Origin of the sequence: Dyella terrae (assembly GCF_004322705.1) — a bacterium.
Lineage (GTDB): Bacteria > Pseudomonadota > Gammaproteobacteria > Xanthomonadales > Rhodanobacteraceae > Dyella_D > Dyella_D terrae.
This window is the reverse complement of the sequence record NZ_SIZZ01000001.1, coordinates 1381404-1400421: the sequence shown is the minus strand read 5'-3', so window position 1 is coordinate 1400421 and position 19018 is coordinate 1381404. Positions and strand designations below refer to the sequence as shown.

21 protein-coding genes are annotated in these 19018 nt (G+C 63.0%); 10 read left to right on the top strand and 11 right to left on the bottom strand.

The annotated features are described in order from the left end of the window. From EYV96_RS06255 to EYV96_RS06240, 4 genes are all read right to left on the bottom strand, one after another. Complete coding sequence (locus EYV96_RS06255) at positions 1 to 795, bottom strand: energy transducer TonB (RefSeq protein WP_165488609.1); 795 nt, start codon at positions 793 to 795, stop codon at positions 1 to 3. Between the two features lie 137 nt (positions 796 to 932). Next, positions 933 to 1796: an energy transducer TonB gene (locus EYV96_RS06250; protein WP_131150587.1), complete on the bottom strand. Its 864-nt coding sequence runs from the start codon at positions 1794 to 1796 to the stop codon at positions 933 to 935. A 57-nt stretch (positions 1797 to 1853) separates the two neighbouring features. After that, positions 1854 to 2699, bottom strand: coding sequence for an energy transducer TonB (locus EYV96_RS06245; protein WP_131150586.1), 846 nt, complete (start codon positions 2697 to 2699; stop codon positions 1854 to 1856). A gap of 91 nt (positions 2700 to 2790) precedes the next feature. Then, a complete protein-coding gene (locus EYV96_RS06240; protein ID WP_165488608.1) occupies positions 2791 to 3642 on the bottom strand; it encodes an energy transducer TonB in 852 nt (283 codons plus the stop codon). Between the two features lie 356 nt (positions 3643 to 3998). Here EYV96_RS06240 and EYV96_RS06235 point away from each other — a divergent pair, with 356 nt between their 5' ends. Beyond that, positions 3999 to 7460, top strand: coding sequence for a methylmalonyl-CoA mutase family protein (locus EYV96_RS06235; protein WP_131150584.1), 3462 nt, complete (start codon positions 3999 to 4001; stop codon positions 7458 to 7460). 67 nt (positions 7461 to 7527) lie between these two features. Here the strand turns inward: EYV96_RS06235 and EYV96_RS06230 are convergent, their stop codons facing one another. Next, the gene (locus tag EYV96_RS06230) at positions 7528 to 8244 is read right to left on the bottom strand and encodes a hypothetical protein (RefSeq protein ID WP_131150583.1); all 717 of its coding nucleotides are present in this window, start codon (positions 8242 to 8244) and stop codon (positions 7528 to 7530) included. A gap of 255 nt (positions 8245 to 8499) precedes the next feature. Between EYV96_RS06230 and EYV96_RS06225 the strand changes: the two genes are divergently transcribed. Further along, the gene (locus EYV96_RS06225) at positions 8500 to 9372 is read left to right on the top strand and encodes a helix-turn-helix domain-containing protein (RefSeq protein ID WP_131150582.1); all 873 of its coding nucleotides are present in this window, start codon (positions 8500 to 8502) and stop codon (positions 9370 to 9372) included. On the opposite strand, the gene EYV96_RS06220 is transcribed toward EYV96_RS06225, so the two are convergent. Beyond that, positions 9366 to 9821 carry a PA2169 family four-helix-bundle protein gene (locus EYV96_RS06220; RefSeq protein WP_131150581.1) on the bottom strand — a complete coding sequence of 152 codons (456 nt, stop codon included), beginning with the start codon at positions 9819 to 9821 and terminating at the stop codon, positions 9366 to 9368. The genes EYV96_RS06225 and EYV96_RS06220 overlap by 7 nt on opposite strands. Before the next feature lie 244 nt (positions 9822 to 10065). Between EYV96_RS06220 and EYV96_RS06215 the strand changes: the two genes are divergently transcribed. Then, positions 10066 to 10224, top strand: a complete 159-nt coding sequence (locus tag EYV96_RS06215; protein ID WP_131150580.1) for a DUF3309 family protein — start codon at positions 10066 to 10068, stop codon at positions 10222 to 10224. 34 nt (positions 10225 to 10258) lie between these two features. Here the strand turns inward: EYV96_RS06215 and EYV96_RS06210 are convergent, their stop codons facing one another. Beyond that, positions 10259 to 10999 carry a lipopolysaccharide kinase InaA family protein gene (locus tag EYV96_RS06210; protein WP_131150579.1) on the bottom strand — a complete coding sequence of 247 codons (741 nt, stop codon included), beginning with the start codon at positions 10997 to 10999 and terminating at the stop codon, positions 10259 to 10261. A 234-nt stretch (positions 11000 to 11233) separates the two neighbouring features. Here EYV96_RS06210 and EYV96_RS06205 point away from each other — a divergent pair, with 234 nt between their 5' ends. Then, the gene (locus EYV96_RS06205; RefSeq protein ID WP_131150578.1) at positions 11234 to 11572 is read left to right on the top strand and encodes a zinc ribbon domain-containing protein YjdM; all 339 of its coding nucleotides are present in this window, start codon (positions 11234 to 11236) and stop codon (positions 11570 to 11572) included. 153 nt (positions 11573 to 11725) lie between these two features. Further along, on the top strand, positions 11726 to 12088 hold the full coding sequence (locus tag EYV96_RS06200; protein ID WP_131150577.1) for a hypothetical protein: 363 nt from the start codon (positions 11726 to 11728) through the stop codon (positions 12086 to 12088). Here the strand turns inward: EYV96_RS06200 and EYV96_RS06195 are convergent, their stop codons facing one another. Together EYV96_RS06195 and EYV96_RS06190 are read right to left on the bottom strand one after the other, a co-directional pair. Beyond that, on the bottom strand, positions 12089 to 12580 hold the full coding sequence (locus EYV96_RS06195) for a VOC family protein (RefSeq protein ID WP_131150576.1): 492 nt from the start codon (positions 12578 to 12580) through the stop codon (positions 12089 to 12091). Between the two features lie 158 nt (positions 12581 to 12738). Next, positions 12739 to 13140 carry an ExbD/TolR family protein gene (locus tag EYV96_RS06190; RefSeq protein WP_240732352.1) on the bottom strand — a complete coding sequence of 134 codons (402 nt, stop codon included), beginning with the start codon at positions 13138 to 13140 and terminating at the stop codon, positions 12739 to 12741. A 209-nt stretch (positions 13141 to 13349) separates the two neighbouring features. Between EYV96_RS06190 and EYV96_RS06185 the strand changes: the two genes are divergently transcribed. From EYV96_RS06185 to EYV96_RS06170, 4 genes are all read left to right on the top strand, one after another. After that, positions 13350 to 13907 carry a 2'-5' RNA ligase family protein gene (locus EYV96_RS06185; RefSeq protein ID WP_131150575.1) on the top strand — a complete coding sequence of 186 codons (558 nt, stop codon included), beginning with the start codon at positions 13350 to 13352 and terminating at the stop codon, positions 13905 to 13907. A gap of 78 nt (positions 13908 to 13985) precedes the next feature. Further along, the gene (locus EYV96_RS06180; protein WP_131150574.1) at positions 13986 to 14669 is read left to right on the top strand and encodes a hypothetical protein; all 684 of its coding nucleotides are present in this window, start codon (positions 13986 to 13988) and stop codon (positions 14667 to 14669) included. Between the two features lie 100 nt (positions 14670 to 14769). Next, positions 14770 to 15540: a class I SAM-dependent methyltransferase gene (locus EYV96_RS06175; protein ID WP_131150573.1), complete on the top strand. Its 771-nt coding sequence runs from the start codon at positions 14770 to 14772 to the stop codon at positions 15538 to 15540. Between the two features lie 4 nt (positions 15541 to 15544). Then, entirely contained in the window at positions 15545 to 15751 is a 207-nt protein-coding gene (locus tag EYV96_RS06170) for an oxidoreductase-like domain-containing protein (RefSeq protein ID WP_131150572.1), read from the top strand. A gap of 191 nt (positions 15752 to 15942) precedes the next feature. Here the strand turns inward: EYV96_RS06170 and EYV96_RS06165 are convergent, their stop codons facing one another. Then, a complete protein-coding gene (locus tag EYV96_RS06165; RefSeq protein WP_131150571.1) occupies positions 15943 to 16989 on the bottom strand; it encodes an HDOD domain-containing protein in 1047 nt (348 codons plus the stop codon). A 196-nt stretch (positions 16990 to 17185) separates the two neighbouring features. On the opposite strand from EYV96_RS06165, the gene EYV96_RS06160 reads away from it, so the two are divergent. Further along, positions 17186 to 18184 (top strand): LLM class flavin-dependent oxidoreductase, encoded by a 999-nt coding sequence (locus tag EYV96_RS06160; protein ID WP_131150570.1) that lies wholly within the window; start codon positions 17186 to 17188, stop codon positions 18182 to 18184. Here the strand turns inward: EYV96_RS06160 and EYV96_RS06155 are convergent. Beyond that, the gene (locus tag EYV96_RS06155; RefSeq protein ID WP_131150569.1) at positions 18181 to 18990 is read right to left on the bottom strand and encodes a DUF72 domain-containing protein; all 810 of its coding nucleotides are present in this window, start codon (positions 18988 to 18990) and stop codon (positions 18181 to 18183) included. The genes EYV96_RS06160 and EYV96_RS06155 overlap by 4 nt on opposite strands. Positions 18991 to 19018: the final 28 nt, after the last annotated feature.

Here is a 19018-nt window from a genome sequence, read left to right as displayed (position 1 = left end):
TCAGGAACCCTGCGGGGCGGGTGTACGCAGGCGCGGGCCGGCACCTCGTGTCTGTACGGTGTAATCGGGCAGGGCGTCCACCGTGTCGCCGTTGCCGGACTGGGTCTCGTACTTGTGCAGCCAGGGTACGTCGATGCGCGGGCCCGGAATATACGTCTGCCAGAAGTCCTTTTTGTTCATCTCGCTAAGCTCTTTGATCGAGTACACGATCGATGTGCGGATGACCCAGCCGTCCTCGCTGGCCAGCGGTCCGGTCGTCGGTACGCGATACGTCCACTGGCGCGCTGCCTTGACGGCACCGCTGGCAAATTGCTTTCGCCATACCTCCATGGTGTTCTCGGGCCCGAATACATTCAGATTGACCTGTTCGGCATCGGCGTCGGTGACCTTGCCTTCCCGGTCGATATGGAGCACCAGATAGACCGTGCCCGTGACATTTCGCTCGATCGCGGACATGGGATAGCGCGGCGGCATCTGCTGGTTTTCCGGATTGTCGCGGACCTCGCCGGTGGTGGTGCCATCCCCGAAGCTCACGCCCCGGATGACCACGTCATAGTTGCCATTGGCGGCCTTCTTCGCGATGAGCCGGACGGTCATGCGATACCTTTTTTCGTCCGTGCCGCTCTCGGGCACGACGGGGTCGAAGTGCCATTTCATTGCACTGTCCTGGACGAACTTCACCAGCGTCGGCCTCGCCGCTTCCGGGTCATCGACCGAGACCCTTCGCACGGAACCATCGGTCGCAATGACGATGGTTCCGCTCACCAGTGCGGACGATTCGAAGTCTGTTCGCATGGCTGCGTGTACTTGCGTCGTTGCTATCGAACAAACCAGGAAACCAAGAAGACTTCGAATCATGCGAGCTGCCCTCAAAAGTGTGGTGCGTTGGATGCGCAGGCGAAGCAGTTACCTCTGCCGGAGAACGTGTCAGGTCAACCCGCGTCGAGCGCAGTGAGTAAGTTCGGGCCAACGCCATCGGTGAGTACCGCCGTGTCCGCGACCGCATCAACGGCGCGGTGCACATTGGGTTGGGGTTCGTACGCATGGACCCAGGGGATGTCATTACGGGGGCCGGGCATATAGGTTTGCCAGAACGTGGGTTCGGGCTTCTTGCCATCGACCCAGAGGTCATAGGCGACCGGAACGCGAACGATCCAGTCGTTCCTGTCAGCCAGCGGGCCCGAAGTCGGAATGGTGTAAGTCCAGGTGCGCGCGGCCTTGATGGCGCTTTCCGCAAAGTCTTTTCGGAATGCGGCAAGCAGGCGCTCGGGCCCCATGTTTTTCAGGTTTACCTGCTCTGCATCGATGTCAACTACCTTGCCTTCGCGATTGACGTGAAGGACCAGATAAACGGTTCCCTGCACGCGAGACCGGATGCCGGATTCCGGGTAGCGCGGCATATGGCCCTTTGCGTAGTTGGCTTTGTCGGATCGCAACTCTTCCGATGTCGTGCCGTCACCGAAAGTTGCGCCATTGATGCGCACGTCGATGTTCCCGTCCTCCTTCCGCTTGGCAACGATCCGTACCGACATGCGGGACTTGGCAACCACGGCCGCCCCGTCGCGGATGACGGGTTCGAAGCGCCATTGCATGGCCGCCTGGAGCACCATGTGGCCAATGGGGGTTCCCGCGACTACCTGGTCGTCGATCGCTACCTCTTTCACCGACCCGTCGGTGGCGATGACAATGTTGCCCTTGATCACTGCTGAGGACTCCAGGTCCCGAGAATCGCCAGCGTGGACGTGAGGGACGATCAGGCATGAGGCAAGCCACATTGCCCAAAGCATTTTTTTCATGTGTGTTCTCCGCGGAAGGAAATCGAGACGCGTTGGTAACTGACGGACGGCCCGGGCTCAGCCGTGATCGGTCGGAGTGAGAAGGTTAGGGCCGTCGCCTTCGATGGCGATCTGTCCGTCCGGCAGGGCGTCGGGCGATTGGGCGAACGCACCCCTGGCCGGCTTGCCCTCCAGCCACGGAATGGGGTCGACGGGTCCGGGGACATACGTTTGCCAGATCGAACGGGTTCGGCCGGTGTGGAGGTTGGTGATGTGGAAGACCACCGGAATCCTTGCAGTCCACGTGTCCGCGTTGAGGGGCGGCGCATCATCCGGGCGCTGGACGGTCCATTTGCGTGCGGCAGCAAGCGCCGCCTTGGCGAAAACGTCGCGCCACTCTTTCATCAGGCGCTCAGAACCCCACTGGGACAGGTTGACCTGCTCGGCCACGGCGTCGATGACGTGGCCATCCTTGTCGAGGCGAAGGGCAACATAAGTCGTGGCCTCCAGTTGCGCCGAGACAGCAGCCGGCGGATAGGCCGGTGAAGTCAGGTGCGGCAGGTTGCGCCGCTTGGTGGCATCGACGCTTTCGCCGAACATGGCACCCTTGACGCGCACGTTGTAGTCACCCGAATCATTCTTTCGCGCCACGAGGCGGACAGACATCCTTGCCTTGGCGATCACCGGTTCGCCGTTCTGCATCACCGGGTCGAAGCGCCATTGCGCTGCGGTCTTCCGCACGACATCGGACAAGGCATTGCCCAGCACATTTTCATCGTCGATGGACGTCGAGGCGACGGTTCCATCCTTGTTGAGCACGATCGTTCCCTTGACCAGCGTGGACGACTCCACCACGGGGCGGAACTCAGTGGCCTGGGCAACCGAAACCGTCGCCAGGGCGGCAACCAACCATGTCTTTCTCATGCGTCGAATCCTTGATGCGTTGAAGTGTCTGTCGGTGATGGGGGCATGACAAACCCGATGAATCTGCCGCTGCCGCGTGTTGGACGCCCGTTCATGGGTGCGAGGCAGTCAATAACTTCGGGGCGGTGCCCTCGACAACCATGGCGCCCTGAACGAGGGCATCGGGCGCGGCCGGATTGATGAGCGCGCCCTTCAGCCAGGGCACGGCATGAATGGGTCCCGGGAAATAGGGTGACCACGCGGACCTGGACGGATCTGACATGGCCTTCATGGCGCGCCGGCCCCCGATGTTCACGCCCAAATGGACCGTCCAGGTGGCCTGTGAGGCCAGGGCCCCGGTCGACGGGGGAATGAAGGTCCAGTTTCGCGCGGCGCCGAGCACCGGACGAGCCAGTTCGTCGCGCCAGTACGACATGTAGGTTTCATTGTCGCCACGCAACAGGTTGACCTGTTCCACGAACGCATCGTCCACGCGGCCTTCGCGGTTGATGCGAAGCGCCAGATAAACCGTCCCACCCACTTCGTCGAGCCCGCGTGGCGGTGACGGTGCTTCCAGCCTGAGCGGTTGCGGATAGTCAGTGGCGTTCATCGACGGGTCGGCACCAAACGTCGTGCCCCCTGCGAACACCTTAAAACTGCCGTCGTCGTTCGGCCGGGCAACGAGGCGGACATGGATGCTGGTCTGCGATGGCACGGGCTTGCCATCAGCGGTGGCCGGTGCGAAGCGCCATCCCGACACGATCTGCCTGATCATGCCGTTGATGGATTCATCGACTGGCCTCCCGGGCATCACATCCAGTGCCGTGGACTGGACGGCGCCTTTTTCGGAGATGACGATGCTTCCGGTAAGGATGGCCGACAGATCCGGCTTGGCGGGCGAGCCGGCAAGAGCCAGGGGTGATAACAGGGCGGCGTGCAACAAGGTAAGCATGGCCCGGAGCATGGGTTTGCCTGGACGGGCCCCGAGGTAACCCGGGTCACGGTCGCCTTGGATGGCAAGCGGGCGCGCGACAGGGGACCGCCCATCGAAGGCACAAAGCCTCCCTGATCGAGGCGCAAGCGCCACGGCGCCGTCCGCATGGTTTCGTTGCACTCCATCCCCCATGGCATGCCCGGCGGTTTCCTGGCCGCCTTCACGCAAGTATGAGTGAAACCGGGCCTGCTACATAACGGGGGCAGGTGACGCCGGAGGGTCCCCGCAGACTCGTCCATACGCCAACGTACGCGCAACGCAGCAAGCTCTTAACGCCGTTCCCCACTAGAATTGTCCGGTTCACCGCACACGATGTCGGAGTAGCCATGAGTTCCACCGCCCAGAACGTCCCCGTTAGTGCAGCGCAGCATGAAACGCGTCCCCTGCGTTTCGTCACCGCCGCAAGCCTGTTCGACGGGCATGACGCCGCCATCAACATCATGCGCCGCATCATCCAGTCGCAAGGCGCCGAGGTCATTCACCTGGGTCACAACCGCTCGGTGGAAGACGTGGTGCGCGCGGCATTGCAGGAGGACGCCGACGCCATCGCGCTGTCGTCTTACCAGGGCGGTCACGTGGAGTACTTCAAGTACATGGTCGACATGCTCAAGGAGCATGGCGCTGCCCACATTCGCGTGTTCGGTGGAGGTGGCGGCACGATCACCCCGGAAGAAATCCGCGAGCTGCAGGCCTATGGCGTGGAGCGCATCTACCACCCGAACGATGGCATGAAGCTCGGCCTGACCGAGATGATCCACGACGTCATGGAGCGTACGCGCGCCGCCGCCAACAAGCGCAGCGAGCAGACGCCGGTGCCGCCGCGCGCCGACATCGATGATGAAATCTCCATCGGCCGCATGCTGTCGGCCATCGAGGAAGCCGAGCTTCCCGAGGCGGAGCTGGAGCACCTGCGCAAGCAGTGGAAAATGGCCGGCAAGCAGACGCCGGTGCTGGGTGTGACCGGCACGGGCGGCGCGGGCAAGTCGTCCGTGGTAGACGAGCTGCTCCTGCGTTTCCTGCACGCGTTCCCGGAGATGCGGATCGCCGTGCTCGCCGTTGACCCGACGCGTCGCCGCAGCGGCGGCGCCTTGCTCGGCGACCGCATCCGCATGAACTCCCTGCGCAGCCATCGCGTGTATATGCGCTCGATGGCCACGCGTCGTCAGCATGCCGCCACCAGCGTGGTGTTGCATGACTGCATCGATTTCCTCAAAGCGCAGCCGTATGACCTGGTGATCGTGGAGACGGCCGGTATCGGCCAGAGCGACTCGGAAATCGTCGACCTCGTCGATTTCCCGATGTACGTGATGACCAGCGACTACGGTGCGGCCAGCCAGCTGGAAAAGATCGACATGCTCGATTTCGCCGAGCTCGTCGTGCTCAACAAGTTCGACAAGCGTGGCGCCGAAGACGCGTTGCGCGACGTGCGCAAGCAGTGGAAGCGCAACCGCACCGCCTTCACCCTCAAGGATGAAGACGTGCCGGTGTATCCGACCATCGCCAGCCAGTTCAATGATCCGGGCGTGACCTGGATGTTCAGCAACCTTTGCCGCCTGCTGCGCAGCAAGTTGACGCTGCCGGAGCAGAAGTGGTCGCCGAACCTCGACACGTCGCTCAAGGAGCCGCGCGCCACCGTGCTGATCCCGGGCTCACGCGTGCGCTATCTCGCCGAGATCGCCGAGCAGGGGCGCGGCATCAATGCGCAGATCGAGCGCGAAGCCGAGTGTGCGAGCAAGGCGCAGCATTACTTCGAGTCGCTGAAAGACCTGGGCGACGAGCGCCTGCCGCGTTCGCTGGAGCGCTACGAGCATGATGACCTTCACGCCGACGGCGCCGATCGCACGCTGCTGACGCTTCGTCAGCGCTATAACGAAGCCCTGAAGGAGCTCAGCCACGAGGCTGTGCATCTGCTGCGTGACTGGCCGGCGCGCTACAAGTCGGTGACGGCGGACGTCAACGAATACAAGGTGCGCGACAAGGTGATCCGCGTGGACAACTACCGCGAATCGCTGAGCCACCAGAAGGTGCCGAAGGTGGCGCCGCCGAAGACGAAAGACTGGGGCGACCTGCTGCGCTTCCTCATGCGCGAAAACCTGCCCGGTTACTACCCGTACACCGGCGGCGTGTATCCGTACCGCCGCACGGGTGAGGATCCCACCCGCATGTTTGCCGGCGAGGGCACGCCGGAGCGCACCAATCGTCGCTTCCATTACCTCAGTCAGGGTGGTGCGGCGACGCGACTGTCGACCGCATTCGACTCGGTCACGCTGTACGGCGAAGATCCGGCGCCGCGCCCCGATATCTACGGCAAGATCGGCAACTCCGGCGTCAACGTCGCCACGCTCGACGACATGAAGAAGCTGTACTCCGGCTTTGACCTGAGCGCGCCGACCAGCTCCGTGTCGATGACCATCAATGGTCCGGCGCCGATCATCCTCGCGATGTTCATGAACACCGCGATCGACCAGAACATCGAGAAGCATCTCAGGGCAGACCCGGCGCGCTGGGCCGAGGCGCAGGAGCGCATCGACGCCATGTTCACCGGTCGTGAACGCCCGAGCTATTCGGGTGAGCTGCCTAAGGGCAACGATGGCCTCGGCCTGGCGTTGCTGGGCGTCACGGGTGATCAGCTGGTGGACGCCGATACGTATGCGCGCATCAAGGCCGAAACGCTGCAGACCGTGCGTGGCACGGTGCAGGCGGACATCCTGAAGGAAGACCAGGCGCAGAACACCTGCATCTTCAGCACGGAATTCGCGCTGCGCATGATGGGTGACATCCAGCAGTATTTCGTCGACCACAAGGTGCGCAATTTCTATTCGGTGTCGATCTCCGGTTATCACATCGCCGAGGCCGGTGCGAACCCGATCAGCCAGCTCGCCTTTACGCTCAGCAACGGCTTCACCATCGTGGAGTACTACCTGGCGCGCGGCATGAATATCGACGATTTCGCGCCGAACCTGTCGTTCTTCTTCTCCAACGGCATGGATCCGGAGTACACCGTGATCGGCCGCGTGGCACGCCGCATCTGGGCGCGCGCCATGCGCGAGCGCTACGGTGCCAGCTCGCGTTCGCAGATGATGAAGTACCACATCCAGACCTCCGGCCGTTCGCTGCACGCGCAGGAAATCCAGTTCAACGACATCCGCACGACCTTGCAGGCCCTGTACGCATTGTTCGACAACTGCAACAGCCTGCATACGAACGCCTATGACGAAGCGATCACCACGCCGACCGAAGAAAGCGTGCGTCGCGCCGTCGCGATCCAGATGATCATCAACAAGGAACTCGGCCTCAACTTCAACGAGAACCCATGGCAGGGCAGCTACGTTGTCGACGCGCTGACGGACATTGTCGAAGAGGCGGTCTACAAGGAGTTCGAGGCGATCAGCGAGCGCGGTGGCGTGCTCGGCGCGATGGATACGATGTACCAGCGCGGCAAGATCCAGGAAGAGTCGATGTACTACGAGCAGAAGAAACACGACGGCAGCCTGCCGCTGATCGGCGTGAACACTTTCCTGCCCAAGGATCATGGCGGCGAGATCGCCACCGAGATCGAGCTGATCCGGTCGACCGAGGAAGAAAAGGGGCAGCAGATTGACAACGTGCAGGCCTACGGCAAGTCGCGTAATGGCTTGCTGCCGGAGAGCCTGAAGACCCTGCAGAGCACGGCGCGCGAACGCCGCAATGTGTTCGAGCAGCTGATCGAGGCCGTGAAATACAACTCGCTCGGCCAGATCAGTCATGCTCTTTACGACGTGGGTGGCGAGTACCGCCGCAACATGTAAGGCGACGGTCGACCACGGTGGTGTCCTGGAAACGCCCGGTGCAAGCCGGGCGTTTCCTTTTGCGTGGCTACTTGATCGTCAGGTAGTAAGTGAACGTATTGGTGATGCCCTTGGTGTCGGTCGTCTTGCGCACGATCGTGTGGCTGCCCGGCAGGAGAGGGCGGAATAGCAGGTACGTGCCGTTCATGATGGCCGGTTGCCAGGATGATGTGATGCAAGGATCGAAGGTGCTTTGCAGGCTCGGGTCGCCCTTGATGGAAAGCAGGTTCTCCGAAATGTATGAGTAGTCGGAAGGATTGAAGATCGGCCAGCCGTCCAGCGTGACATTAAGCTTCGACATCATGATGTACGTCTTGCTGTCGGCCACCAGGAAGTCGTACAGCGAGACGCCCGGCGGTGGCTGAAAGCTCGGGTCGGGGCAGGGATAGGTATCGCTGACGAACATGGCGGCCAGCAGGATGGCCTTGCCGCGCGGGATGGTGCAGCTTCGAGTGAAGTTGCCCGGTGCCATCGACGCGATGGGCGCCAGGTACCACACGGGCCCACTCTGGCCGACCGCGCAGTCAGCGCCGGTCGGATCGAAGAAGGGGTTGTGTGCGAAGGGCTGGGCATAGATCCATTGGACCGATCGTTCGCCCCAGCCCTGGACGCTGACGCCGAACGGATGCGAGTCCTTCGGGTATACCGCGAGGTTCAGGTCAAAACCGGGGAGCGGGGCTTGCTGGGCGCTGGCGGCCGACAGCACGCCGCAGAACGCCATCAGTGTGCAGAGTATCTTGCGCATGGTGTCCTCCTTGAAGTGAGCGATGGGCCGGAACCGGGTGGGGACGGTGGGACTCCCGCGGGTCGCTCAGGCCGTCGGGGTGCGCGCAGATTGCGCGTCCACGGGGCGGGCCTGCTTCCAGAAACTTGCGGCCATGGCCCGTCGGGCGGCGCCGCACAAGTAATCGTTCCGCGCTTCCAGAAACGTGCGCCATGGCGGGTGCGCCGTGCCCCTCGCGCGGGCGTATGATCGGGCGGCAAAGGTGGAGGCGACGCCATGTCGATCATGCAGACCGTGCTGCAAACACCTCACTTCATCGTGATCAATCACGTGTGTCAGTTTCCGCGCGTGGACTGCGGCTATGTGCAGGGCGATCAACCGGCCCGCATCATTTTCACGCGACGCGGCTCATTTGCCTTGCACGTCAAAGGCAAGACGCGACTGGCCCGGCCAGGGCAGGCCGTCATGATCGACAAGCACATGGAGTACCACGTCACCCATCCCGATACGGATGGCTGCGACTGTTGCACGGATATCTGGATGGACGATGCAACGCGCGATGCGCTGCGAGAGGAAGGGCTCGCGTCCGAAGCCAGTCGTGCATTGCCCCATGATCTGCAGTTCCAGCGCCTGCACGTGGAGTTGCTGCAGGGCATCCGCAAGGAGAGTGGAGCGACCTCCGACGCGGAAGACGCACTCTACGATGCGCTGGCCTGCCTGTTGCAGGTTTCATCGCAGAGCAGCGTTGAAATGCGCCAGGTGTCGCGTGCCGAGGAAGCGATCGTGGGGCATGCCGACGAGAACGTGGATATTGCGACGCTTGCGCGGCTGGTGGGTTGCTCGCCCTTCCATCTTTGCCGCGTCTTCAGGGCAGCCACCGGCCAGTCACTAAGACAGTTTCGCCTCCAGCAGCGACTGGGCGCGGCGGTAGGGCGGCTGGGGGATGGGGAAGACGATCTCGCTGCCATGGCGTGCGATCTGGGTTTCAGCAGCCATAGCCATATGACGGATGCATTCCGGCGTTTCCTCGGACTCGCACCGGCGCAGCTGCGGGAGCAGCTGCGCCAGAGCGACCTCAGGCATTGGCGTGAGCGTCTGCAGGCCTATCCGCTGCGGCTGGCATCATGGACAGGCCCGCCGGCTCAATGACGCGACGCGTGCAGGGCGTGCTTGAGTTTGCTCATCTCATCGTGGCCGCTGCGAATCGGACCGTAGGCCTGCTCGATGGCGGAGCGGGTAACGGTCGAAAGATCATTGTCATTGATCGCCTTCTCGAAACGGGCCTTGATGTGGTCTTCACCGCGCTCGACCTCATCAACCACAGCCGTGTCGCCCTTCGTCATGGATGCACGCAGATTGGTGAACATGCGATGGGCGCCCGCAAGCACGGTGCCATCGTCCTGGGGTTTGCCGCCGGCCTGTCGCACGGCTGACTGAAGTCGATGCGTGATCTCCACGCGCTCCTTGGCGCGACGCATGAAGATGTCCTTGAACGCCTCGTTATTGGCATCCTTTGCTGCTTCCTTATAGCCGTCGGCGCTGTCGATGGTGGTCTCGATCAGGTCGTTGAGCACTTTGATGTCGTGATCCTGGGTCATGGCGTTGCTCCTCGTGCGGTGAATGTGAGGAGCGACCCTAGCCACGCAAAAGTGAGTGGCAGGCGAAGCCGTTGTCAACAGGAAGCAGATCAGTTCATGTGTGTGGCGGGCTCGTGCAGCCATGTATGAACGCTTGATGGAGCGATCACGCGCGTGAGTCATGGATTCACGCGCGTCGTACATGCAGTGGACGCCGGACCACGCACGGTGGCATCTGAAAACAGGGAGCCATCAAGGAGATGACATGACCCTTTCGACCATCCTGCTCATCATTCTCGTGCTGCTGCTGATCGGTGCATTGCCGGCGTGGCCTTACAGCCGCAGCTGGGGTTATCGGCCGGTCGGTGGCCTGGGCATCATTGTGGTGATCCTGATCATCCTGTTGTTGCTGGGGGCGATCTGATCGAATGCAGGGCGCCTGCGATGCGCGCGTCCTTTCAACTCTGCATGGCCTCGCGCCTGTCGTGCGATGCAAAGGCAGTACGCATGGCGCGAATGGCTGCGCGAAACGCAGCTGTCGAGCGAAGGCGCAGCCATCGACTTTCCAGGAAACTCAGTCGATGCGCGGTGCCAGCCACCAGCAGCCTGACCTCGTGCGCCTCGTCGCGCGCGGCGTGGCTCAGGATCGCGGCCAGGTCATTTTCGCGATGACGGTAGAACCTGGCCACGCCAGCGGAAAACATGACCCAGTCACGCGCCTGGGCTTCCGCGACGCTCATGATGTCGCCCGGGTCTTCCTCGAAATCGATAAAGCCCACATCGTCGCCCCGCAGCGTGATGTTGCGCGGGAAAGCCTGGCCGAGGTATGCGCCTCGCCGGTGGACGTCTGCAATGGCGCGAGCCACGCGTGCGACCATGGCGTTGCGGTGGTGCTCATCGGGGTTCTGGCGCAGCTGGCTCGCGAGCGTGCTGCCCAGATCGGTAAGCAGGAGGGTGTCTTTGCCCTCACCCAGGACGGATGGCACGCGCGCGCCATGTCGTTTGAGTTCGGCCAGGCGCCGGCGTTCGACGGTCTTGGCGTCGGCGCCCGCATGATGCGCGGGTGAGCGAAGGACGCCAATGCCTAAGCAGTGGGTAAGAAAATTCCAGGCGGCGTTAAGCCAGATCCTGACGCGCCCCGTGGGGCCGTAGAGCTTCAACCAGGCATTGTCCTGGGCAACTTTCAGTTTGCGAACCATTTCCCGCGCTTCCTGACACGAGCCACCCCCTTACCTTCCCTAAGCAAAGACTAAGCTATTTCTAAGATTCGCGTGTGAATCAGGTGGGGCAATCGGGCAACTCACCGAAACTACAGAGAAAACTCCTTGCCGGATCTGGCGCAATTTGTCGCAGATGCCTAAGAAATCGACGTCTCAGCCAAGGCGGGCGGTCCCGTCGACCTATAATCGACGGTTTCCCGGAGCGACCCGTCGATGAACGACCTGCCTTCCTGTCCTCAGTGCGGCATGGACCACACCTATCCCGACGGCGAACTGCTGATCTGCCCGGATTGCGGTCACGAATGGTCGCCGACGGCCACATCGGGCGACGAGGAGCTCGTGGTCCGCGACGTGAATGGCAACGTCCTGAAGGCCGGCGACAGCGTGGTCGTGATCAAGGACCTCAAGGTCAAGGGTTCGTCGATTCCGCTCAAGCAGGGCACGGTCATCCGCCATATTCGCCTCGTGGACGGCGATGCCGAACACATCGAAGGCAACTCGGACAAGATCAAAGGGCTGGTGCTGAAGGTGTGCTTCCTCAAGCGTGCCTGATGCCGAATCCCGCGCCTGGCTTCGCTGCCGGGCGCGATTATGTGACTCAAGTTTCACTTCGGGGTGCCGATATTCCATCAAGGCACCCCGTCCGCCGGTCTTCCGACATGGCGGGACATGGATGTGCGACTGATCTGCAGGTACCCATCATTCATGCACAAGCCGTCCTCTCCCCGAAACGTTGTCGACTGGAGCGATCCGCGCCTCGATGCGCTGCTCAAGAAGACCGAAAGCTGGTCGCTCGATAACCGGGGCGCCTTTCCCGAACAGAACGTGCAGATCCACGTCGGCTGGGGTGCATCCACGGGCAAGCCGGCGCGCCTGGTCTGGGAGCGCGATCAGGCCGTGGTGATCATTTCGGACTACACGCTGCCGAAGGGCGAATCCGTTCGCGTCGATCGTCATCTTGGCGATCGACTGCAAAGCGCCTGGGGTGCCGTCGTCGAAAGCCGGCCTGGCCAACGTGACGAGGACCAGGCCGGCGGACTTTACGTGCACTGGGTGCACATGCGCTGATCAGGCAGCGGCTTTTTCCAGCGCGGCGATATCGATCTTTTTCATTTGCATCATCGCTTCGGTCACCGGTTTTGCTTTTGACGGATCGGTGAGCAGCTCGATCAGTCGATCGGGTACGACCTGCCACGACACGCCGTAGCGGTCCTTCAGCCAGCCGCATTGCTGCGCGCGCTCATCGGCGCCGCGCGTCAGCTCATGCCAGTAATGATCGACCTCGGCCTGCGACTGGCAATGGATGACCAGCGACAAGGCTTCAGTGAATTTGAAGATCGGGCCGCCATTGATGGCCGTCAGACGCTGTCCATCCAGCTCGATGTCGATCGTCATGATCGAGCCTTCGGGCCGCCCCGACGCCTGGGCCGATTCGGCCGTGTAGCGTGTTTCCTTCACGACGCGGGAATTCGGGAATACCGAGACGTAGAAGGTCGCGGCCTCCTCAGCCTGGTGGTCAAACCACAGGAACGGCGTGATGCGCTGGAAGCGTGAACTCATGACGGTTACCTCGCGGGTCAGGACGGTCGCCGGATTTGGCGTGTTGCCTGTCATTGACGGATGGGCAGGGCGCAAATCGACATGCTGCCCGCGGGGAGGTGAGCATGAAGGCTATGCCCCGGACGGCACCGGGGCATGCCAGGTCATGGAAGCGTTCGTTACGGCTGGTCGGCGAAGTCGAAGCGACCCAGTCCTTGCTGCCTTGCCATGGCCAGAACCCTGGCGAAGTCGTCGTAGGGCGTGCCGTCGTCGGAGCTAAGGACGAGCACTGCATCGCCCGACATGTGTGCCAGCACGGCCATCTGGGCTCGCAATTGATCGGCGTCGACGGGCGTGCCGTTCCAGTAGACCGAGCCATTCGCACGGATCTGCAACGGGACGCGCTCCGCGTCGTCAACGGTCGTCGTTCGGTTTGGCGTGGGCAGGTCGATGCGTGTCCGGTGCGTGATGACCGGGGCCGTGATCATGAAGATGATGAGCAAGACCAACAGAACGTCGACCAGCGGCGTGACATTGATGTTGGCGATGGGATGGCTGTCGATGCGGGCAACACTTGCCATGGAACCTCCTGCTTCGGTTTGCAATGGCGGGCGCCGGGGTGGGGGCTCGGCGGCTTGGCGCTTCCTGCGCGTGATGCATCCATGAATCCGAATCTGGAGCGGTGACGCTGCTCGCGCTGGCGAGCTGTAAAGTCTCGTGGCCAGCTTACTCCCGGCACCGGCCTCATCCGCAAGGGGGCAAGGAGGCCACCGCTATCGTGAGGGGACGCATGCACGACGCCACCCGTCAAAACCGTTTCCGCCTTTTCATCGCCATGGTGCCGGATGACGACGTTCGCGACGCGATGGCCGAACGCGTCCGGTCGCTCCGTGCCAGCCATGCTTCCCTGCAGGCAAGCTGGGTCGCCCCCGCGCGCTATCACGCAACGGCGTTGTTCCTTGGCGAGTTTGCTGAAGTGCCTGACGCAGGGTTCGACGTGATCCGGCACACCGTGCGCGATGTTCCGGCACAACCCGTCACGTGGGTGCTGGATCGATTCGCAAGCTTTCCCGGGCGCCGTCCGCCGTGCTTCCTGACCGGCAGCGATTCACCGCCGGCGTTTCGGGCGTGGTGGCGTTACCTTGCGGAGGCGGTGAAGCATGTGCCGGGCGTCAGGCATGAGCAGCACTTCGTCCCGCATGTGACGGTGGCCTATGCAAAGGCAAAACGCCCAGACGCATCGGAGATCGCACCCATCCGCTGGCAGGTGGGTCGCCTCGCCTTGTTGCGGAGTTTTCCGGGTGAGTCGGCGTACGAAATACTGGTCAGCCGGAACCTGGCCGACTAGCCGATGCCGCCCGTCATGGCAACGCGATAAGGTCGGCGCGCATCTGATTTACCGTTCCCTTGCCGCGAGAGTCCATGGATGAACCCCCAAATCACGACGCCCGTGCGGCGCCCTGGCTGGCAATGGTGGTTTGCCTTCGTGCTTTTGATTCTCGTGGTGCATGAAGCGCACGAACTGGCCCATACGATCACGGGCCGGTTCCTTTGCGGGCAGTGGGCCGTGCGTGATTTCAACAGCTGGAACGTGCCCGGTTGCGACAGCCTGTGGCCCACGGCAGCGGGTCCGGTCTTCTCGTATGCGCTGATGTGGCTGGGCCTGGTGCTCATGGGTGGGGCAGGGCCTTCGCGCGGCCTGCTGGCCCTGGCGCTCATTTTCGCCGCCAACCCGTTTGCGCGGCTATTCACGGTTGCCATGGGTGGCGGCGACGAAATGGTGCTTGTCCGCCTCCTCACCAGCGGAGCTCCCGCCTGGCGAGTGGCTGCTGTCTGCACGGTAGTGGCCTTGACCTTGCCGCCGATGTGGGCGGGCTGGGCTGCGACACGTGGGTGGTCCCGGCGCTGGGTCTGCTGCATCGCGCTGACGCTGGCGGGCATCGGTGTCACCGGGGTCGTGCTCATGCTTGGCTTCAATCGCTTGCTGCGTGCCGGCGTGATGACCGAGGTGGTGTCCGGAGCGCCGATGCTCGTCCACGTGGTGACCTTGGTCGCCGTGGCGGGCCTGCTGGCCTGGATGCCCTGGCTCTGGCGCAGTCGGCCCGTTTGATGCGGTGCAGCGATGACGGCCTCGTGCCGAAGGTCATGGCCGCGGCGCACGGGCATTAGGCGCACAATGCCTTTCCCCCCAAGTGCCACGGAGTCCGTCCATGCGTACCACCGTACTTGCTGCACTGATTGCGATCTCGTTTTCCGCCGGGGTTCTTGCCAAATCGCCGGAGGCCGCACCGAAGATTCCTTCGTTCGTTTCCGCAGCCGTGGCCGACCCGGCGCGCAAGGATGACGCAGCCAACGACGATCGTCGAAAGATCGCCCAGCTCATGGCCTTCTCCGAAGTGAAGCCGGGGCAGAAAGTCCTCGAGCTGATTCCGGGGAGTGGTTACTTCACGCGCGTGTTCAGTGCGGTCGTCGGGCCGACCGGACACGTTTTCGTGGTGTGGCCGAATGAGTACGCCAAGGAGTCCGAATCCGACGTCGCCGCATCGAATGCGCTGAGCAAGGATGCGCACTACGCCAATGTCAGCGTGGCGACCCAGCCTGCCAATCAACTCAGTGCGCCGGAAAAGGTCGATCTGGTCTTCACCTCGCAGAACTACCACGACTATCCGGACAAGTTCATGGGCAAAGTCGATCCGGCCGTCCTGAACAAGCAGGTGTTCGATGCGCTGAAGCCGGGCGGTTTGTTCGTGATCGTCGATCACGTCGCCGAAGCGGGATCGGGGATGCGCGATACGGATACCCTGCATCGCATCGATCCGGCGATCGTGAAGAAACAAGTCGAAGCGGCGGGCTTCAAGTACGAAGGCGAAAGCAGCGTGCTGCGCAATCCTGCCGACCCGCACAACATCAAGGTCTTCGACAAATCCATCCGCGGTCACACCGATCAGTTCGTGTACCGCTTCCGCAAGCCGGCAGGTTGAACCATTGAGCGATTCCGATACACCGCGTCCGCCAGAGGCACACACGCCTCCGGCGGACGATCCCCGACCGCAACGCCCCGTTGAACCCGATGCCATCGATTGTTGCGGCGAGGGTTGCGTGCCGTGCATTTACGACTTGTACGACGAGGCGCTGGAAAAGTACCGGGAGGCTCTCGCGGCGTGGCTGGCGAGGCATCCCGGGGAAAGTTAGCTCGCTGCGCTCGCTGTGAGGCCGCCTGCTGTGCGTGCTGTGAAGTCGCTCACTGCGTTCGCTGTAAAGCCGGCCGCTGGCGCGGCCTGTAAACAGGGAAAAGAGAGGGCATGACAGCCTGCTCTTCCCCGTTCACTCTTCACAGCCCGCACAGCGGGCAGCCTCACAGCGTGCGCAGGGAGCAGCTCCCCTCAAATCGCGTACTTCGACGTCTCCGCATGATCGAACTGGTGCTGCAGATCCTGCTGGCACCGCGCCACTTGCGTCGGTGCGAATTGATCCGGCCACACCTGACTCAGGTCCGGGCAGGATTCGAGGATGTGGTGGTCGCCGAGCAGTTGCGCCATCGCGAGGCGATTAGCCACGTAAAGCGTCTTGCCCAATGGCGAGCGCTTCGTGTCGCTTTCGCCCTGTTCGGACAAGGCGCGAATGACGTTTTCCGGCAACTCCCAGTGCCGGGCCGCCCGCAACGTCAATCGATGCGAGAGCCCGGCACAGGCGTTGAGGAAGTCCGCGCTCAGCAGCTCCGGCATCGTCACTTCTTCCGCGTCGAGCAGATGGATGATGGCGCCGGTGCCTGTGTTGCATACGATGCCTGCGAGGTACGACTCGAACGGATCGCATCCGGCGTATTTGCCGAGAAAGGCGCTGGCGTGGGCGCAGCGTTCGGCGTGGTCCCACAGGCGCTGGCCCGCCACCAGCCCGCGCGCACCGGCGCTGGCCTGGAGGATGGGTTTCATCATGTGTTGGGTGGCAACGCGGCGCAGGCCGTCCTGGCCAAGCAATACCACGGCGTGTTGCAGGCTCTGGATGGAGTGCAGGGTGCGGTAATAGATGCTGCGGCTGACGCGCATGACTTCGCCCACCAGCATCGGGTCACGACCGACCAGGCGTGCCAGTTCGGCGCCGGCCACGTTGTCGTTTTTCAGTGCGTGGAGCAGTTGCGGAAGGACGGCAGGCAGGCGGGGCAGGCTGCGGACGTCGAAGCGTTCGCTGACGATCTGCATGCGCCGCAACAGTGCCGGTTCACCGTTGTCGATGCCGCGGTCGACGTAGTCGGGCAGCCCCAGCATGAAGCGGTGGAAGCGGTCTTCCAGGTCGCCCATCAGCGCCTGCGCCGATGAGACGCCGTCCCCCGCGAGGCCCGACTGGGCCGCCTGCGGCGCGCGCAAAGGTGGGCGCGGCCGCCGCTCGGGCGCCGCGGGTTGCGAAAAGAGTCGCCGCCAGGACCAGATCATTGTTTTTATTCCCCCCGTGCCGCGCGGACGCGGTCTCCCAACGGGGTTATCGGCAGGGGTCCGCAGATATTTAGGGTCGGGTTTCGACCGAATTCTGAACTTGCGAAGTCTCCCACGTTTTCGCTTTGGTGGGGTGGGGGCTGGTGATCCGGCGGGGCGACCCCAGATGTGTTGGCTTGTTACCGAGGACGAAAGCATGATTCCCTTTTCTGTACTCGACCTGGCGCCGGTCACCCAGGGGTGCACCCCGACCGATGCGTTTGCCAACAGCCTCGATCTGGCGCGCACGACCGAACGCCTGGGCTACCACCGCTACTGGCTGGCCGAACACCACAACATGCCGGGCATCGCCAGCGCGGCCACGGCCGTCCTTATCGGGCATATCGCAGGCGGTACCTCGACCATCCGCGTGGGTGCCGGCGGCATCATGCTGCCGAATCATGCGCCGCTGCAGGTGGCCGAGCAGTTCGGAACGCTCGCGTCGTTGTATCCCGGGCGTATTGACCTTGGACTGGGCCGTGCTCCCGGCACTGACCAGCCCACGGCTCGCGCCTTGCGTCGCTACTTCGACAGCGCCGAGCAGTTCCCGGAAGACGTCACTGAACTCCTTGCCTACTTCGAGCCAGCGACGGCCGACCAGGCCGTTCGCGCCGTGCCGGGCGCCGGCATCGATGTGCCTGTGTGGCTGCTGGGATCGAGCCTGTTCAGTGCACGGCTCGCCGCCATGCTCGGCTTGCCGTTTGCCTTTGCGTCCCATTTCGCGCCGGATGCCATGGACGAGGCGTCAGCGCTTTATCGCCGTGACTTCCAGCCTTCCGAACGCCTCGCACGCCCGCACGTGATGCTGGGACTCAACGTCGTCGCGGCCGACAGCGATGCCGAAGCGCGGCGCCTGTTTACCACGCAGCAGCAGAGCTTCATCAATCTGCGACGTGGTCGCCCCGGTCTGATTCCGCCCCCGATCGACGACATCGAAAGCTACTGGACGCCGCCGGAAAAATTTGGCGTGGAGCGAGCGCTTGCCTGCGCGGTCGTCGGTGGCCCGTCGACGGTACGCGATGGCCTGGCGGCTTTCATCGAGCGCCATCGACCGGACGAAGTCATGGTGACCGCCAACGTATTCGACCACCAGGCCCGCAAATACTCGTTCGAACTTGCGATGCAGGCGCGTCGCGAACTGGTGCCCGTGAGCTAGATGCGCTCCTGCAGCGCCATGGCTGCTGCTGGGTTTCGATGTTTCGCCGCGCCGATGAAGAAGACGAACACGTCCATCGGCGCGGCATGCTTCGCCATGTTCGTGACATGCGGAAGCTCGGCGACGTCATCGCCCCTGGCCCACGTGTGCGCATGGGCTGCCCAGGCATCGAGTGCTGCCGGGGCATAGCCCGTCGGCGCATCGTCCACGCTGCGCATCAATCGCGCGTAGCGGAAATCGCCCGTGCTGTCGGCGATCGAAGGGTAATCGTCCGAATCGGTAAAGACCGTCGGTATCGTGTGCGCTCGCGCCAGGGCGACATAGCGTTCGTCGAGGAAGCTTGGATGCCGCACCTCAAGCACGTGGCGCAAGGGCGTGCCATCCAGCTTGAGCGGCAAGGCGTCAAGGAAGGCTTCGATATCGTCAGCGTCGAAGGCCCGGCGTTCCGACAGCTGCCATAAGAGGGGGCCGAGATGGGGGCCCAGCTCGGCCAGTCCACCGTCAATGAAGCTCTTTGCTCCCTTGGCGGCCGCCGCCAGTGATTTGCTCTCGACGATGTAGCGCGGCGCCTTCAGCGAGAACACGAAATCATCGGGCACCGTCGCCGCCCAGCTTGCATACGTGGCTGGTTTCTGCGCGCGGTAATAGGTGCCGTTGATCTCGATGGCACGCAGATGCCGGCTCGCGTACTCGAGCTCCTGCTTTTGCGGCAGCCTTTCGGGATAGAAGTTGTTGCGCCACGGCGCGTAGGTCCATCCGCCGATACCGGTGCGAATGATGCCTTGCTGTTTTGCACTACCGGCCATGGCGATGCTTCCCTGACGGAAAGCGCCA

Excerpts from the sequence above, each read along its gene's own strand:
- EYV96_RS06255 (WP_165488609.1), bottom strand. The coding sequence starts at position 795 with ATGCGAACAGACTTCGAATCGTCCGCACTGGTGAGCGGAACCATCGTC.
- EYV96_RS06250 (WP_131150587.1), bottom strand. The coding sequence starts at position 1,796 with ATGAAAAAAATGCTTTGGGCAATGTGGCTTGCCTCATGCCTGATCGTC.
- EYV96_RS06245 (WP_131150586.1), bottom strand. The coding sequence starts at position 2,699 with ATGAGAAAGACATGGTTGGTTGCCGCCCTGGCGACGGTTTCGGTTGCC.
- EYV96_RS06240 (WP_165488608.1), bottom strand. The coding sequence starts at position 3,642 with ATGCTCCGGGCCATGCTTACCTTGTTGCACGCCGCCCTGTTATCACCC.
- EYV96_RS06235 (WP_131150584.1), top strand. The coding sequence starts at position 3,999 with ATGAGTTCCACCGCCCAGAACGTCCCCGTTAGTGCAGCGCAGCATGAA.
- EYV96_RS06230 (WP_131150583.1), bottom strand. The coding sequence starts at position 8,244 with ATGCGCAAGATACTCTGCACACTGATGGCGTTCTGCGGCGTGCTGTCG.
- EYV96_RS06225 (WP_131150582.1), top strand. The coding sequence starts at position 8,500 with ATGTCGATCATGCAGACCGTGCTGCAAACACCTCACTTCATCGTGATC.
- EYV96_RS06220 (WP_131150581.1), bottom strand. The coding sequence starts at position 9,821 with ATGACCCAGGATCACGACATCAAAGTGCTCAACGACCTGATCGAGACC.
- EYV96_RS06215 (WP_131150580.1), top strand. The coding sequence starts at position 10,066 with ATGACCCTTTCGACCATCCTGCTCATCATTCTCGTGCTGCTGCTGATC.
- EYV96_RS06210 (WP_131150579.1), bottom strand. The coding sequence starts at position 10,999 with ATGGTTCGCAAACTGAAAGTTGCCCAGGACAATGCCTGGTTGAAGCTC.
- EYV96_RS06205 (WP_131150578.1), top strand. The coding sequence starts at position 11,234 with ATGAACGACCTGCCTTCCTGTCCTCAGTGCGGCATGGACCACACCTAT.
- EYV96_RS06200 (WP_131150577.1), top strand. The coding sequence starts at position 11,726 with ATGCACAAGCCGTCCTCTCCCCGAAACGTTGTCGACTGGAGCGATCCG.
- EYV96_RS06195 (WP_131150576.1), bottom strand. The coding sequence starts at position 12,580 with ATGAGTTCACGCTTCCAGCGCATCACGCCGTTCCTGTGGTTTGACCAC.
- EYV96_RS06190 (WP_240732352.1), bottom strand. The coding sequence starts at position 13,140 with ATGGCAAGTGTTGCCCGCATCGACAGCCATCCCATCGCCAACATCAAT.
- EYV96_RS06185 (WP_131150575.1), top strand. The coding sequence starts at position 13,350 with ATGCACGACGCCACCCGTCAAAACCGTTTCCGCCTTTTCATCGCCATG.
- EYV96_RS06180 (WP_131150574.1), top strand. The coding sequence starts at position 13,986 with ATGAACCCCCAAATCACGACGCCCGTGCGGCGCCCTGGCTGGCAATGG.
- EYV96_RS06175 (WP_131150573.1), top strand. The coding sequence starts at position 14,770 with ATGCGTACCACCGTACTTGCTGCACTGATTGCGATCTCGTTTTCCGCC.
- EYV96_RS06165 (WP_131150571.1), bottom strand. The coding sequence starts at position 16,989 with ATGATCTGGTCCTGGCGGCGACTCTTTTCGCAACCCGCGGCGCCCGAG.
- EYV96_RS06160 (WP_131150570.1), top strand. The coding sequence starts at position 17,186 with ATGATTCCCTTTTCTGTACTCGACCTGGCGCCGGTCACCCAGGGGTGC.
- EYV96_RS06155 (WP_131150569.1), bottom strand. The coding sequence starts at position 18,990 with ATGGCCGGTAGTGCAAAACAGCAAGGCATCATTCGCACCGGTATCGGC.